The organism is Streptomyces sp. FIT100 (assembly GCF_024584805.1).
In the GTDB taxonomy this organism is placed as follows: domain Bacteria; phylum Actinomycetota; class Actinomycetes; order Streptomycetales; family Streptomycetaceae; genus Streptomyces.
The window spans coordinates 6,753,533-6,767,055 of record NZ_CP075715.1 but is presented as its reverse complement, the minus strand read 5'-3'; the positions used below and the strand labels follow the sequence as shown (position 1 = coordinate 6,767,055).

General features: G+C 72.2%; 13 protein-coding genes and 1 pseudogene. 3 read left to right on the top strand and 11 right to left on the bottom strand.

The genetic code is table 11. The features are described from left to right. Positions 1-49: 49 nt before the first annotated feature. The 3 genes from KK483_RS30255 to KK483_RS30245 form a co-directional block, all read right to left on the bottom strand. On the bottom strand, positions 50-1,018 hold the full coding sequence (locus tag KK483_RS30255) for a fibronectin type III domain-containing protein (protein ID WP_262008392.1): 969 nt from the start codon (positions 1,016-1,018) through the stop codon (positions 50-52). A gap of 111 nt (positions 1,019-1,129) precedes the next feature. Then, a complete protein-coding gene (locus tag KK483_RS30250; protein ID WP_262008390.1) occupies positions 1,130-1,390 on the bottom strand; it encodes a SelT/SelW/SelH family protein in 261 nt (86 codons plus the stop codon). Positions 1,391-1,433: 43 nt separating this feature from the next. Then, a complete protein-coding gene (locus tag KK483_RS30245; RefSeq protein ID WP_262008389.1) occupies positions 1,434-3,554 on the bottom strand; it encodes a hypothetical protein in 2,121 nt (706 codons plus the stop codon). Between the two features lie 141 nt (positions 3,555-3,695). Here KK483_RS30245 and KK483_RS30240 point away from each other — a divergent pair, with 141 nt between their 5' ends. Beyond that, positions 3,696-4,319, top strand: coding sequence for a TIGR03086 family metal-binding protein (locus KK483_RS30240; RefSeq protein WP_262008388.1), 624 nt, complete (start codon positions 3,696-3,698; stop codon positions 4,317-4,319). Between the two features lie 114 nt (positions 4,320-4,433). After that, positions 4,434-5,093 carry a trimeric intracellular cation channel family protein gene (locus KK483_RS30235; RefSeq protein WP_262009744.1) on the top strand — a complete coding sequence of 220 codons (660 nt, stop codon included), beginning with the start codon at positions 4,434-4,436 and terminating at the stop codon, positions 5,091-5,093. A 295-nt stretch (positions 5,094-5,388) separates the two neighbouring features. Here KK483_RS30235 and KK483_RS30230 read toward each other — a convergent pair. Continuing rightward, positions 5,389-6,561, bottom strand: a pseudogene (locus KK483_RS30230) (MFS transporter); the annotation flags it as partial. Positions 6,562-6,761: 200 nt separating this feature from the next. On the opposite strand from KK483_RS30230, the gene KK483_RS30225 reads away from it, so the two are divergent. After that, entirely contained in the window at positions 6,762-7,385 is a 624-nt protein-coding gene (locus tag KK483_RS30225; RefSeq protein ID WP_262008387.1) for a 3'-5' exoribonuclease domain-containing protein, read from the top strand. On the opposite strand, the gene KK483_RS30220 is transcribed toward KK483_RS30225, so the two are convergent. The 7 genes from KK483_RS30220 to KK483_RS30190 all read right to left on the bottom strand — a co-directional run bounded on the left by KK483_RS30220 (position 7,348) and on the right by KK483_RS30190 (position 13,431). Then, on the bottom strand, positions 7,348-8,664 hold the full coding sequence (locus KK483_RS30220) for a nucleobase:cation symporter-2 family protein (protein ID WP_262009743.1): 1,317 nt from the start codon (positions 8,662-8,664) through the stop codon (positions 7,348-7,350). The two genes, KK483_RS30225 and KK483_RS30220, sit on opposite strands and share 38 nt — an antisense overlap. Positions 8,665-9,101: 437 nt before the next feature. After that, positions 9,102-10,493: an 8-oxoguanine deaminase gene (locus KK483_RS30215; RefSeq protein WP_262008386.1), complete on the bottom strand. Its 1,392-nt coding sequence runs from the start codon at positions 10,491-10,493 to the stop codon at positions 9,102-9,104. 304 nt (positions 10,494-10,797) lie between these two features. Further along, entirely contained in the window at positions 10,798-11,721 is a 924-nt protein-coding gene (pucL, locus tag KK483_RS30210) for a factor-independent urate hydroxylase (RefSeq protein ID WP_262008385.1), read from the bottom strand. 6 nt (positions 11,722-11,727) lie between these two features. Then, a complete protein-coding gene (gene uraH, locus KK483_RS30205) occupies positions 11,728-12,129 on the bottom strand; it encodes a hydroxyisourate hydrolase (protein ID WP_262008384.1) in 402 nt (133 codons plus the stop codon). Next, positions 12,126-12,641, bottom strand: coding sequence for a 2-oxo-4-hydroxy-4-carboxy-5-ureidoimidazoline decarboxylase (gene uraD, locus KK483_RS30200; protein ID WP_262008383.1), 516 nt, complete (start codon positions 12,639-12,641; stop codon positions 12,126-12,128). The genes uraH and uraD overlap by 4 nt, the downstream gene beginning before the upstream one ends. 146 nt (positions 12,642-12,787) lie before the next feature. Continuing rightward, a complete protein-coding gene (locus KK483_RS30195; protein WP_262008382.1) occupies positions 12,788-13,165 on the bottom strand; it encodes a helix-turn-helix domain-containing protein in 378 nt (125 codons plus the stop codon). Then, complete coding sequence (locus KK483_RS30190) at positions 13,162-13,431, bottom strand: thiamine-binding protein (RefSeq protein ID WP_262008381.1); 270 nt, start codon at positions 13,429-13,431, stop codon at positions 13,162-13,164. The genes KK483_RS30195 and KK483_RS30190 overlap by 4 nt, the downstream gene beginning before the upstream one ends. Between the last annotated feature and the right edge of the window lie 92 nt (positions 13,432-13,523).

Sequence of the window (13,523 nt, the reverse complement as noted above, 5' to 3'; positions counted from 1 at the left end):
GCCGCCCCCGGTACCGCACAGCACCGGGGGCGGCGGTGTGTCCGCCGCCCTAGCCGATGACGACCGTGCGCTGGGCCGAGAAGTCCCCCCAGTTCCCGTCCGGGAGCTTCGCGCGGAGTTTGACCGAGTAGCGGGTGCCGGGCTTGTCGGTGACGGTGAAGCTGTAGGTCGCCCGGCCGGGCGGGGGTTCGGTGCCCCAGACGATCGTCGTGGCGAACGCGCCGTTGAGATAGAGCTGGTGCTCCTTGACCGGGGCGCCCGTCTTCGGCGGGGTCCAGGCCAGGTCGATCGTGTGGGCGGCGCCGTCGGCGCGGGCGGTGGCGGTCAGGGACGTCGGGGCCGTGCTCGGACCCGCTCCCTCGGCGGGGGCGGTGGTGAGGTCGAGCGGGGCGCTGTCGGGTGAGGAGTTGTCCGCGGCGTCGCGGGCGCGGACCGTGAAGGTGTAGACGGTGCCGGGGCGCAGGCCGGTGATGCGGGCGGTGGTCGTGGTGCCCGGCGCGGTGTGGATGCGGGAGTCGGCCTGGTAGATGTCGTACGAGGTGACGGCCTCGTCGTCGGTCGAGCGTCCCCAGGTGAGGGTGACCGCCCGGGTCCCCTCGACGCTGCCCTTCGGGGCACCGGGCGTGCTCGGCGGGCGGCGGTCCTCGACGGTCGGGACGAGCGTCGTCACGGGGATCGAGGCGCTGTGCGGCGAGGCGTTGCCGGCGGCGTCGAGGGCGCGGACGGTGAAGGTGTACGGGGACGAGGGCGCGAGGCCGTCGACGTCGATCATGTGCTTGGGGGCGGGGACCGACTTCACCTTCGTGCCGGCGCGGAAGACCTCGTAGGCGCTGACGCCCGTGTCGTCCGTGGCCGGCTCCCACATGACGTGCACGGAGGTGGCGCTGCTCGCCTGCGCGGTGACGCCGCGCGGAGCGGAAGGGCTGTGGGTGTCCTTGGCCGCGGCATCGCCACCGCAGGCGGTGAGCAGGAGTGCGGTGGTGCACAGCAACACGGGCAAGAGCAGGGGGCGTTGCACCGGAGTGCCTCCGTCCGCCGGAGCAATGGTCCAGACCTGTATGGCACAGCCGGGCCACGCCTGCAAGAGGCCGTGACCGTACGGACTTCGCGGGGACGCCGCGCGGAGCACCTATCGGTCGGCGTGCCCCAGGCTCTTCCCGGGCGCCACCCGGTCCCTGACGGTCCGTTTCACCGCGGTCGGCTCCGGAAAGCCCTGCTCCCGGCGGTCCCAGACGACGTCGCCGTCGACCCGTACGACGAAGACGCCGCCGATGCCCGGCTTCAGCCCGACCTCGGTGAGCTCGGACCGGTCGAAGGTGCCGAGGAGTTCCTGGGCGAGCCAGGCGGCGCGGGGCAGCCAGCGGCACTGGGTGCAGTACTCGATCTGCACACGGTGTCCCGTCGCTACCCGGTCCTCCCCGGACCCGGATCCGTCACCTTCTGCCCGCACGTGCCGCCCTCGCCGTCTTCGTCGTCCTCGCCGTCTTCGGCGTGTTCGCCGCCTTCGTCGTCCTGGCCCACTTCACCGCATGAGCAGCCGCGTTCGCCACCCCGTTGTCCGGGTGGCGGTCGTGCAGGTCCTGCAAAACGCGCAGGGAGGTCGGCGGATGGGCCTCGGCCAGGGCCTCCAGGAGGGCCGCGGGGCCGCCCGGCCAGCCGGCCGCGGCGGTGTCGAAGGCGTCGATGAGGGCCGTCGGCACGGGGTCGGGGTCGCGGTTCTCGGCCGCGGCGGTGACGAAGGCGCGCATGTCCTCCGTCCAGTGCGCGTCCAGGTCCTCCAGGAGGCGGGTGGCGCGGGCGGTGAGGAGGACGAGCTCCTCGCCGGCGGGCTCGCCCCGGTCGTGCAGGAGGCGATGGGCGTACGCACCGATGACCGGGTCGGTGAGGGCGGCGCGCAGGGCGGCCGCGGGGACGGCGGCGAGGGAGAGGCGGGCGAAGAGCGCCGGGGTCGCGGTGTGCGGGAAGTCCGCGGACTTGGCGGCGGACACGGCGTTCAGCAGCTCGCTCCAGGCCTCGTCGGTGCCGCCGCGGGCCGTGGTCCAGGCGGTCAGGGTCGCGGCGGCGATGGCCGGGGGCCAGTGCTGGACGGCGGCGGCGGTTTCGGCGGCGTTCCAGTCCGCCGCGGTCTCGTGGTCGGGGGCGGCGATCCCGGCGCCGGCCAGGATGTGGCGCATGACGGCGCTGCCGAGCGGGGTCAGTCCGTAGGCGTCGCCGGTGCGGAAGACGCAGCCGGTCTGGGCGAGCCGGTCGACGAGGTCCGCGAGGGCGTGGGCGTGGCCGTCGAGTTCCGTGCGGTCGGTGTCGGTCAGGTCGGGAAGGGCGAGGAGCGTGGCCAGCTCGGGCGCCGCGGGGGTCGAGTAGGCGGCGGGGGCCGAGTCCGGTACGGGAACGGGGAGCTCCTCGAACTCGGGGGCCACCTTCCAGCCGGCGAGGTCGGACGCCTTGCGCGCCACCGACTCCGGGGTGCTGCCGCGCTCGTAGAGGGTGTAGAGGATGTGCGCCGCGTCGAGGGCGTACTCCTCGTCCGGGGCGGCGGCCGACGGGATGCGCTCGACGAGCCCGGCGAGGATGTCGGCGCCGAGTTCGGTGAGTTCCTGCGCGGTGCCCTGCGTCCAGACGACGGTCGCCGGGCCCGGGAACCCGCAGCGTTCGGCGAGCTCGCGCAGGTCCTCGCCGGCCGTTCCGGTGGCCAGGGCCACGGGCAGCGGGGCCGCGTGCAGCAGGGCGCGGATCTCCTCGGGTGCGGGAAGCGCGGGCGGCGGCGGGAGCGGGACGGCGGAGTCGGCGAAGTAGTCGAGGTGCTCGTCGAGCATGCGGTCCGCGAGGGCGAGGTGCGGCAGGTCCTCGGGGCCGGGGGCGAGATCGGCGTGCGGGCCCGTGAGCGCCTCGCCGAGGCCCACGGCGGTCCAGCGGTCCGTCAGCTCGGTCGCGAGGCTCTCCAGCCGGTCCGGGCCCGCGGCCGGGTCATCGGCGAGCAGCGCCTCGATGAGCAGTGTGCGGGCGGCGAAGGTGCGGGCCGTGAGATCGGAGCGGTGCACCGGCGACGGGAGCTGCGGGCGGTCCGCGTGCGGTCGGCGGGCATGGGCGGCGAGCCAGCCCCGTACGGCCTCGGGATCGTCCGCGTCGGTGCCGTCCGCGCGCAGCAGCGATGCGTACCAGCGGGGCCAGGTCAGGTTCCGCGGGTCGGTCATCGCCCGCTCGAACGCGGGCATGGACTCCAGGACGACGGCGAGCACCCGTTCGTGGCGCTTGGCGTTGAGCCGGCGGGCGGCCCGTACGTGGTCCGCGAGCGCCGTGACGAGGGCCGGCATGGCGGCGCGCTCCTCCGGTGTCGCCCACAGCAGCCCCGGCAGGTCATCGAGCAGGACGCGCCGCAGCAGCTCCGGCGTCGGCTCGGGCACGCCCGACCTGCGGTCCGCGCCGCGCAGGGCCAGCAGCGTCAGGACGGCGTCGGCGGGGCGTACGGGCAGGGCGGCGCCCCGCTCCGCCGCGGCCCACGCGAGGAACGCGTCGAGGCCGGTGTCCGGGGCAGGGGTACGGGTGGTACGGGTCACCACGGGAGCGTATGGGTGTCCGCCGGGGCCCGCCCGCCCTGCCACGTGCGGGTACGCCGATCGGGCGAACGGTCCGGCCGCCGCCGCGGGCGATGAGTTTCCGGCTCCGGGACGGTCTGACCGTTCATGGAGGCGAACCCCATGAACCTGACGAACACATCCGCCGGCATCCTGGACCTCGGGCCCGTCGCCGCCGAGATGGCGCGGCTGGCGAAGGGGGTCGACGACGCCCGCCTCGGGGATCCGACGCCCTGCCCCGCCTACGCCGTACGGGATCTCCTCGCCCATGTCGTCGTGCTGTCGAGGGCCTTCCGCGACGCCGCGCGCAAGGACCTGGGTCCGACGACGGACACCGACCCGGACACGTTCACCCCGGTCCTGCCGGACGACTGGCGTACGGCGCTCCCCGGCACCCTCGACGAGCTGGTGGCGGCGTGGCGCGATCCGTCCGCCTGGGAGGGCGGGACCCGGGCCGGGGGCGTCAGGCTGCCGGGCGCGGTCGCGGGCCGGGTCGCGCTGAACGAACTGCTCGTCCACGGCTGGGACCTGGCCCGCGCCACGGGCCGGGAGTACGGCTCCGAGCACGGCCCGGACGAGGCGAGCCTGGCGGCCTCCTACGCCCTGCTGGCACCCGCCGGGGACGACCCGGCCCGCGAGGGCCTCTTCGGCACCGTGGTTCCCGTCCCCGACGGCGCGCCCCTGCTCGACCGGGTCATCGGCCTGAGCGGCCGCCGCCCGGACTGGTCCCCGGGGAGCGGGGCGTAGCGGGCCCGCCCCCGGGACCCGGTGTCGCCCCAACGGGGGAGCTTCCCGGGGGACCGTGGCAGGAAGACATCCGGAGTGTCGCCCACGTACGAGATCCTCGACTATCCGGTGCACATGGTGGCGGACCTCACGGGCATCTTCATCTTCGCCGTCACCGGGGCGCTGGTCGCCGTCCGGAAGCGGTTCGACGTGTTCGGCATCGCCGCACTCGCCGAGATCACGGCGCTGGGGGGCGGGATCTTCCGTGACCTCGTCATCGGGGACGTGCCACCCGCGGCCTTCCGGGACATGGGCTACTTCATCACTCCGCTCGTCGCGGCCGCCCTCGTCTACTTCCTCCATCCGGCAGTCAGGCGCATCGGCGGCGCGGTGCAGGTCGTGGACGCGGCGGGGCTCGCGCTGTTCTCCGTCTCGGGCACGGTGAAGGCCGCCGTGTGGGGCATCGAGCCGTTCCACGCGGCCGCGATCGGGGTCGCGACCGCCGTGGGCGGCGGGGTGCTGCGGGATCTCCTCGCGGGCGAGATCCCCTCCTTGCTGCGGCGCGACCGCGAGATGTACGCGCTGCCGTCCGTCCTCGCGGCGGGCATCGTGGCGGTGCTGCTCCGGTCCGGGCTGCTCGGTCCGGTCAGCAGCGGCGCGGCCATGCTGGCCGCCTTCGCCCTGCGGCTGCTGGCGCTCCGCTACGGCTGGCGCGGTCCGCTCGCCTGGAAGGGCGAGGAGGCCGCCGAAACGGCCGGTGGCCGCGAGCCCGGACCCCGCCCCCGGACCGGCTGAGCCGGACCGCAGCCGCGGTCAGCGCCGCGAGGAGGAGCAGGCCGCCCAGGACCAGGAAGCCGACCGAGAGCGCCGTGACGAAGGCGTCGTCCGCAGCGTCGCCGACCCGGCCCCGTGACGTTTCGGGCAGCCGGGCGAGCACCTCGTCCCGCTCGTGCTCCTGCGACAGCGCGTCGTCGAGGGCGCTCTGCTCCTCCGCCGTGAGGGGGGCGTCCGACTCCTCCAGCAGTCCGTTGCGCTCCCTCCACTCGACCGTCGTGAAGAGCAGGTTCATCAGGGCAAGGCCCAGCGTCCCGCCGATCTGCCGGCTCTGGACCGACAGGCTCGCCGCCACTCCCCGCGCGGTGCCGGGCACGGCGGACAGGAGGAGCGTCGTCGCCGGGGTGTAGACGAGCGGCGGCGCGAAGCCGACGGCCAGCAGGGCGGGGACGAGCAGCGCGCCGTGCCGGTGCGCCACGCCGTACGTGAGCCAGATCAGGCAGGCGCCCAGCAGCGCCAGTCCGCCGAGGACCAGCCGGCCCCCGTGACCGCGGTCGGTCAGCCGCCCGACGAAGGGCGAGAGCACGACGGTGCCCAGGCACGTGACCATGAGCAGCAGGCCCGTACGCAGCGCGTCCAGGTCGAGCACGTGCTGCAGATACAGCGCCAGTTGTACGGAGAGGACGAGCGCGGCGCACTGGACCAGGGCGAGGGCGCCCATCGGTCCTGACGCGGCGGGGCTGCGCAGTGGCCGCAGGTCGAGCAGCGGATCCGGGGCCCTGAGCTCCACCCGTACGAAAGCGGTGAGCAGGGCGAGCCCCGTGGCCATCGGAAGCAGGGTCCGCGGCGCCGCGAAGCCCCAGTCCGTCGCCCGCTCGCAGGCGAAGACGACGAGCGTGAGCCCGCAGCCGATGAGGACGGCGCCCTTGACGTCCATCGACGCCCCGGCCGGTCCCCGGGTCTCGTCGAGATGGCGCACTGCCAGGACGACGACCCCCACGGCAGCCAGGGCGTTGGCCGCGAAGGCCCACCGCCAGCTCGCGAACTCCACCAGCACTGCGACCGCGAACGGCACCACGATGCCGAAGAAGGTGGTGGCCGCGGTCTGCACGCCGATCGCCCAGCCGCGCCGCTCCTCGGGGAGCGCGGCCGTCAGGTTCGCCAAGGCCAGCGGCACGGCCAGCGCGACGCCGAGGCCCTGTACGGCGCGGGCCGCCACCAGGAAGACCCCGTCCGGGGCGAGCGCACACAGCGCCGACCCCACCCCGTAGCAGACCATGCCCAGCAGGAACACCCGCCGCCGCCCGGCGACATCACCCAGCCGGCCGCTCACGACGGCCACGGAGCACAGCGGCAGCAGTGCGGCCACGATCACCCAGTGCAGTGTGGAGCTGTCGATGCCGAAGTCGCGCTGGATCGCGGGAAGCGCGACGATCAGGCCGGTGAGGCTGGAGAACAGCAGGGCGCCGGCGGTCACGGTGGCGACCATGGCCGCGCGCTGCCGTGCCGTCAGTTCTCCGAGAGTGCCCATGACGCAGCGAGTCTTCCGCCCTCCGGGGCGGTCCGCAGCCGACCGCGGTCCGCCCGGGTGACGCCCGGTGACACCCAGCGCCGCCCGGCGACGCCCGCTCCGCGTCGCCGCGCGAAAAGCCGGTGCTCCGGATGGCGCCGGCCTGGCAGGCTGCACGCATGTCCTCGCGTCCACCACACCGTGTGAAACCCAGCCTCTACGTCTCCGTCGACATCGAGGCCGACGGGCCGATCCCGGGCCCGTACTCGATGCTCAGCCTCGGCGCGGCGGTGGCGGGGCGGCAGGACGCGCAGGGGTTCGTGCCGGCCGGGGACCCCGCGGCCCGCACCTTCTACCGCGAGCTGCGCCCCATCAGCGAGGAGTTCGTGCCGGAGGCGCTCGCGGTGAGCGGCCTCGACCGTGCGCATCTGGTCCGCGACGGCAGCGAACCGGCCGCCGCGATGGCCGAGTTCGCGGCGTGGGTACGGGACGAGGCGGCCGAGGCCGGCGCGCAGCCGGTGATGTGCGGCTATCCGGCCTCGTACGACTGGACCTTCCTCTACTGGTATCTGATCCGGTTCACCGGTGAGAGCCCGTTCGGGCACTCGGGCTGCCTCGACATGAAGACGCTGTACGCGACGAAGGCGCGCCTTCCGCTGAGGGCCGTCGCCAAGGGAACGATGCCGCGTGAGCTGCTGTCCCGGCGACGGCACACCCATCACGCGCTGGACGACGCGATCGAGCAGGCGGAGCTGTTCGGCAACCTCATGCGGTGGGAGCCGGAGCCGGAGCCGGAGGTGTGACGGCGTCGGGGCTCCGCTTCCTCCCCAGGTGGTTGAAGGCGAGGTTGAGCACGATCGCCACCACACATCCCGTGGAGATGCCCGAGTCGAGCACCACCAGAAGCTCCTTCGGAAAGGCGTGGTAGAACTCCGGCGCCGCGATCGGGATCAGTCCGACCCCGAGGGCGGCCGCCACGATCAGCGCGTTCTCCCCCTTCTCCAGTGCGGCGGTGGCCAGTGTCTGGATGCCGCTCGCGGCGACCGAGCCGAAGAGGACGATGCCCGCGCCGCCGAGCACCGGCAGCGGGACGAGCGCGATGACGGAGGCGGCGACCGGGCAGAGGCCGAGCAGGATGAGGATGCCGCCGCCGGCCGCGACGACGTAGCGGCTGCGCACCTTGGTCATGGCGACGAGGCCGATGTTCTGGGCGAAGGCGCTGCACATGAAGCCGTTGAAGAGCGGGCTGACGGCGCTGCCGAGGGTGTCGGCGCGCAGTCCGCCCTCGATGGTCCGCTCGTCGGCGGGCCGGTCGACGATCCTGCCGAGGGCGAGCATGTCGGCCGTGGACTCGGTCATGCAGACGAGCATCACGATGCACATGGAGATGATCGCGGCGATCTCGAACTGCGGGGCGCCGAAGTGGAACGGAGCGGGGAAGCCCATGAGGTCCGCGTCCTTGACGGCGTCGAAGTTCGCCATGCCGAGCGGGATCGCGATGAGGGTGCCGGCGACGAGGCCGAGCAGGATGGCGATCTGCTGGAGGAAGCCGCGGAGCAGTTTGCGCAGCGCCAGCACGATGGCGAAGGTGAGAGCGGCCATGCCGATGTTCTTCGCCGAACCGTAGTCGGCGGCCCCCGAGTTGCCGCCCTGTGACCAGGTGAAGGCCACCGGGAGCAGCGAGACGCCGATGAGCGTGATGACGGTGCCGGTGACGACGGGCGGGAAGAACCGCACGAGTTTGCAGAAGTACGGGGTGACCAGGAAGCCCAGCAGGCTGGCGACGATGATCGCTCCGAAGATGACGGCGATGCCGTCGTAGCCCCGGTCCTTGCCGATGGCGATCATGGGCGTCACTCCGGCGAAGGAGACGCCGTTGACGAAGGGGAGGCGTGCCCCGACCCGCCAGAAGCCCAGTGTCTGGAGCAGGGTGGCGATGCCCGCGGTGAAGAGGCTGGCGCCCATCAGGAACGCGGTGTCCCTGGCTCCGAGGCCGACCGCGGGCCCCACGATCATCGGCGGGGCGACGACGCCGGCGTACATGGCGGCCACGTGCTGGAGGCCGCTGGTGACCGTCCGCAGGGGTGGGAGCGTCTCGTCGACGGGGTGCTTCGAGCCGACCGGGTTCTTCGGCTCTACCGGGTTCTTCGGGTCGACCGGGTTCTTCGAGCCGACCGGGTTCTTCGGGTCGACCGGGTGTATCGGGTCGACCGGATGCTCCCGGTCGACGGAAGGTTTCGGGTCGGCCTCGTCACGGTCGTTCTCGGGCGCGGCATCGAGGTCGTTGTGGGTCGTCGGCTTGGCTGCCACGGCAGTTCCTCCGGTCGGTTAACACGTCGGGGGTGACGTGGGTGTCAGGGAGGTGGTGCGAGTGATGTGCGCCCAGTGGATGCGTGTCACCATCCCCGGGGGGTGCGTACGTGTGGCGTACGCACCCCCCGGTGACGGCTGCCGTGGACCCCGCTCGGGTTCACGGCCGCCGGCCGAGGGCCGTCCCCCTCGACCGGAGTTCCGGGGGGTCAGCCCTGCGCGGCGATCCGCGCGAGGCGCTGGGCCTCGTCCCGCGTCGAGCGGGCGATGGCGTCCTCGTCGGCGTGGAGCAGCCGGCTGTTCTCGACGACCGGTTTGCCGTTGACGAGGGAGAGCGTGACCGGGGCCGCCGCGCCGAGGACGAGGGCGGTCACCGGGTCGGCGATGGAGGCGTGGGCCAGGGTGTCCAGCTTCCAGAGCACCAGGTCGGCGAGCTTGCCGGGCTCCAGCGAACCGATCTGCCCGGCGCGGCCCAGCACTTGGGCACCGCCGTAGGTGCCGAGGCGCAGTGCCTGGCGGGCGTTGAGTGCGGCCTCGCGGTGGGCCGGGTTGAGCCGGTTGATCAGCAGGGCGTTGCGCAGCTCGGTGTGGAGCTCGCCCGACTCGTTGGACGCGGTGCCGTCGACGCCGAGGCCGACCGGCACGCCTGCGGCGAGCATGTCGGGGACGCGGGCGATGCCCGCGGCGAGGCGGGCGTTGGACGACGGGCAGTGGGCGACGCCGGTCCGCGTCCGGGCGAACGCCTCGATGTCGGAGTCGTTCATGTGGACGCAGTGGGCCATCCACACGTCCTCGCCGAGCCATCCGGTCGACTCGAAGTAGGCGGTCGGGCCCATGCCGAACAGCTCGTGGCAGAACTTCTCCTCCTCCACGGTCTCGCTGCCGTGGGTGTGCAGCCGTACGCCCTTGCGGCGGGCGAGCTGGGCGCCCTGCTTCAGCAGGTCGGTGGAGACGGAGAAGGGGGAGCAGGGGGCGACGGCGATCTGGGTCATCGCGTCGAAGGAGGCGTCGTGGTGCTTGTCGATGGTCTCCTCGGTGGCGGCGAGGGCGCCTTCGAGGGTCTCGACGGCGAAGTCCGGCGGCAGTCCGCCGTCCTTCTCGCTGCGGTCCATGGAGCCGCGGGCGAGGGTGAAGCGGACACCCATCTCGGCGGCGGCGCGGATGATCGCGCCGGAGAGGTCGCCGGAGCCCTTCGGGTAGACGTAGTGGTGGTCCATCGCGGTGGTGACGCCGCCGCGGGCCATCATGGCGAGCGAGCCCTGGGCGGCGGAGTACGCCATCGTCTCGTCGATGCGGGCCCAGGTCGGGTAGAGCGCGACCAGCCAGTCGAAGAGGTTGTGGTCGGTGGCGAGACCGCGGGTGATCCACTGGTAGAAGTGGTGGTGCGTGTTGACCAGGCCCGGGGTGGCCAGGTGGCCGGTGCCGTCGATGCGGCGGACCACGTTCTCCAGGTTCTCGGGGGCCTTGCCCGCGCCGACGGACTCGATCCGGTTGCCGGCGACGACGACATGACCGGATGCGTACTCGGTGTCCGTGGCGTCCACGGTCGCGATCGCACAGTTCTCGATGACGATGCGCGGGGCTGCTGCCGGTGCTGCCATGGCGGTGCGTCCTTTGTCGTTCAGGGGCTGGGGATTCCCTCGGGAGGCGGATGTCGACGTCCCGGGGGAGGGCACGGCAGGGCCCTAGAAGGATTTGAGTGCCACAGCGGCGCGACCGCGGGTGCCGCGGCGGCTGTGGGTGCCGAAGGTGGTGGGGAGGGCGGGGAGGAACAGGTGCTCGCGCGACAGGCGCTTCGGGCGGCTGCGTACACGTGTCAAGAAAACCACCGTTCCCTCCGGTCCGGTACGGCCCCGCCCCGGTCGGGGCGGGCGCGATGGGGCGGGGCCGTGGGCCGGTCCCGTGTCAGAGGTTGGTCATGTCGACCGGGATGCGCGGTTCGACGCCGTCCCGCAGGATCGTGGCCTCGATCAGGCCGTAGGGCCGATCGGCCGCGAAGTAGACCTCGTTGTCGTTCTTGAGCCCGAAGGGCTCCAGGTCGACGAGGAAGTGGTGCTTGTTCGGGAGGGAGAAGCGGACCTCGTCGATCTCCGACCGGTTGTTGATGATGCGCGAGCCCATCTGGTACAGCGTCTGCTGGAGCGAGAGCGAGTAGGTCTCCGCGAAGGCCTGCAGCATGTGCTTCCTGACCTGCGCGTAGGACTTCTCCCAGTTCGGCATCCGCTGCTCGTCGTCGGTCCAGTTGAACCGCCAGCGGCCGGAGACCTGGGTGGCCAGGATGCGGTCGTACGCCTCCTGGAGGGTCGTGTACCTGTCCTTGACGTAGCCCCAGAACTCGGAGTTGGTCGAGTTCATCACGATCAGGTCCTTGAGTCCGGAGATGACCTCCCACCGCTCACCGTCGTAGGTGATCTGGGTGACCCGGGTCTCCTGGCCCTTGCGGACGAAGGAGTGCTTGACCTCGTCCGCGCCGATGAAGCGGGAGTTGGCGTCGGAGGTCTCGATGCGCTCCCAGGTGTACTCCTCGATACGGATGCGCGCCTGGTGGATCGGCTCCTGGGAGGTCACGAAGTGACGGGCGAGGTGGATGCCGAACTGCTCGGCGGACTCGATGCCGTACTCCTTGGCGAAGGCGTACACCGTGTTCTTGGTGGTGTCCGTCGGCAGGACGTTCGCGTTGGAGCCCGAGTAGTGGACCTCTTCCATGTCGCCGCTCAGCGACACCGACACATTGAGGTCCTTGATGTGGTGGGTGGCGCCGTCCCGCGTGATCTTGACGACTCGGTTCTCGGCCTTGCCGTACTGGTTCTGTCCCAGAATCGTGGGCATCTTCTGCTAGCTCCCTCGGTAAACGGAGTAGCCGAACGGGTTGAGCAGCAGCGGTACGTGGTAGTGCTCCCCCGGTACGACGGCGAATGTGATCGCCACCTCCGGGAAGAACGCTCCGGCCGCACCGCTGTCCCGATTCGCGGGGGCGTCCTGCTGCGCATCGGCTTGCTTGTCTGCGGTGAAGTACGCCTCGGTCGCGAAGTCGAGACGTACGTGGGTCGTTCCCTCCGGCAGTGCCGGCAGGTCCTTGCAGCGCCCGTCCGCATCGGTCGCGGATCCGCCGAGCACCGCCCACTGCGCGCCGGACCCGCCGCGGGCCGACAGGGAGACGGCGACGCCCCCGGCGGGGCGGCCGATGCTGGTGTCCAGGATGTGGGTGGACACGGAGGCGGTGGTGTCGGTGCTCATGCGGTTTCCTCTTCGAGCAGTCGGCTCAGCCGGATACGGTTGATCTTGCCCAGTTCGGTGCGGACGATCTCGCGCTCCCGCTCGGGCGTGTTGCCGATGCGCTCGCGGACGGCGTCCCGCATCTGCTCGCCGGTCCTGCCGGTGGCGCAGATCAGGAAGACGTGCCCGAACCTCTCCTGGTAGGCCAGGTTGAGCTCCAGCATCTCGGCCTTGAGCGCGTCGGTGGCACCGGCCATGCCGCTCTGCTCGCGGGCGGAGGTCGGGTCCCCGGACTTCGGCCGGCCGATCGGCGGGTGGCCCGCCATCGCCTCGGCCAGATCGCCGGCGGTCAGCTCGGCCATGGCGGCGTCACTGGCGGCGAAGAGGGCTTCCGCGGTGGCGTACGGGCGCTGGGCGAGCAGTTTGCTCCCCCATGCCGAGCTGGCACACGCCTCGTGGAGGGCGGCGGCGGCCGCGTGCTCCTCCAGGGCGTTGAACCGGGCGAGGCCCGGTGTCGAAGAACTCGAAGTCACGGGAGCCTCCGTGGCCTTGTTGCTGGACGGGCTGCGGATAGCTAACGCCTAACCCCGACACCTCGTCAACACTTTGTTGAAACTTCGTTGACGCGGAAGCCGCCGTCCCGACATCCGGACGGCGGCTTCGCACGGAGAGTGGCAGCTCATTCACCCTTGGCGGCGTTTTCCCTGTTCAGGTAGTTGTAGACGGTGAAACGGCTGACGCCGAGCGCGCTCGCGACGGTCTCCACGCCGTGCCGAACGGAGAAGGCGCCGCGGGCCTCCAGGGTCCGTACGACCGACTGCTTCACCTTGCGGTCGAGCTCGGAGAGCGGCATTCCGTAGCCTCGCTCCATCGCCGCCAGGATGTGGTCGAGCGAGTCGGAGAGCTGCGGGAGCCGTACGGCGAGCACGTCCTCGCCCTCCCAGGTGAGCACGACATCGTCGGGCCGGGCCTGCTCGGGCAGCAGGATCTGCGCGCCCATGGCATCCACCAGCGGCTTCACCGCGGTGACGAGCGGGTGGTCGACGGGGCCGGTCACCGCGCACCCTCCTCACGGGCTTCACTCTCGCCGATCACGTTGACCTGCAACGACACCCGAGTGGCGCCGGCGCCCAGAGCCTGCCGCAGCAGCGAGTCGACCGCGGAGAGCACCGCGTCCGCCCCACCCTCCGCCGTGTTGCCGAAGGGCCCGACGTCCACCGCGTCGAGCTCGGCCGCCTGGATGACCTCGCGGGCGACCACGGCGTGGGCCGGCGCCTCGTCGAGGTCGAAGGGCTCTGTCGTGAACTCCACTCTCAGTCGCACGGGGTCAACCTACTGCCCGGGCCGCGGAATCGGACATGCCCCCTTGACAAGGGCGACACCCAGCTTGCAGTCTTCCGTTAAGCAGAAACGAA

Bases quoted from the DNA above. Each gene is read 5' to 3' on its own strand.
- KK483_RS30225 (WP_262008387.1), top strand. From the start codon at position 6,762: ATGTCCTCGCGTCCACCACACCGTGTGAAACCCAGCCTCTACGTCTCC.
- pucL (WP_262008385.1), bottom strand. From the start codon at position 11,721: ATGCCCACGATTCTGGGACAGAACCAGTACGGCAAGGCCGAGAACCGA.
- KK483_RS30235 (WP_262009744.1), top strand. From the start codon at position 4,434: ATGGTGGCGGACCTCACGGGCATCTTCATCTTCGCCGTCACCGGGGCG.
- uraH (WP_262008384.1), bottom strand. From the start codon at position 12,129: ATGAGCACCGACACCACCGCCTCCGTGTCCACCCACATCCTGGACACC.
- KK483_RS30215 (WP_262008386.1), bottom strand. From the start codon at position 10,493: ATGGCAGCACCGGCAGCAGCCCCGCGCATCGTCATCGAGAACTGTGCG.
- KK483_RS30240 (WP_262008388.1), top strand. From the start codon at position 3,696: ATGAACCTGACGAACACATCCGCCGGCATCCTGGACCTCGGGCCCGTC.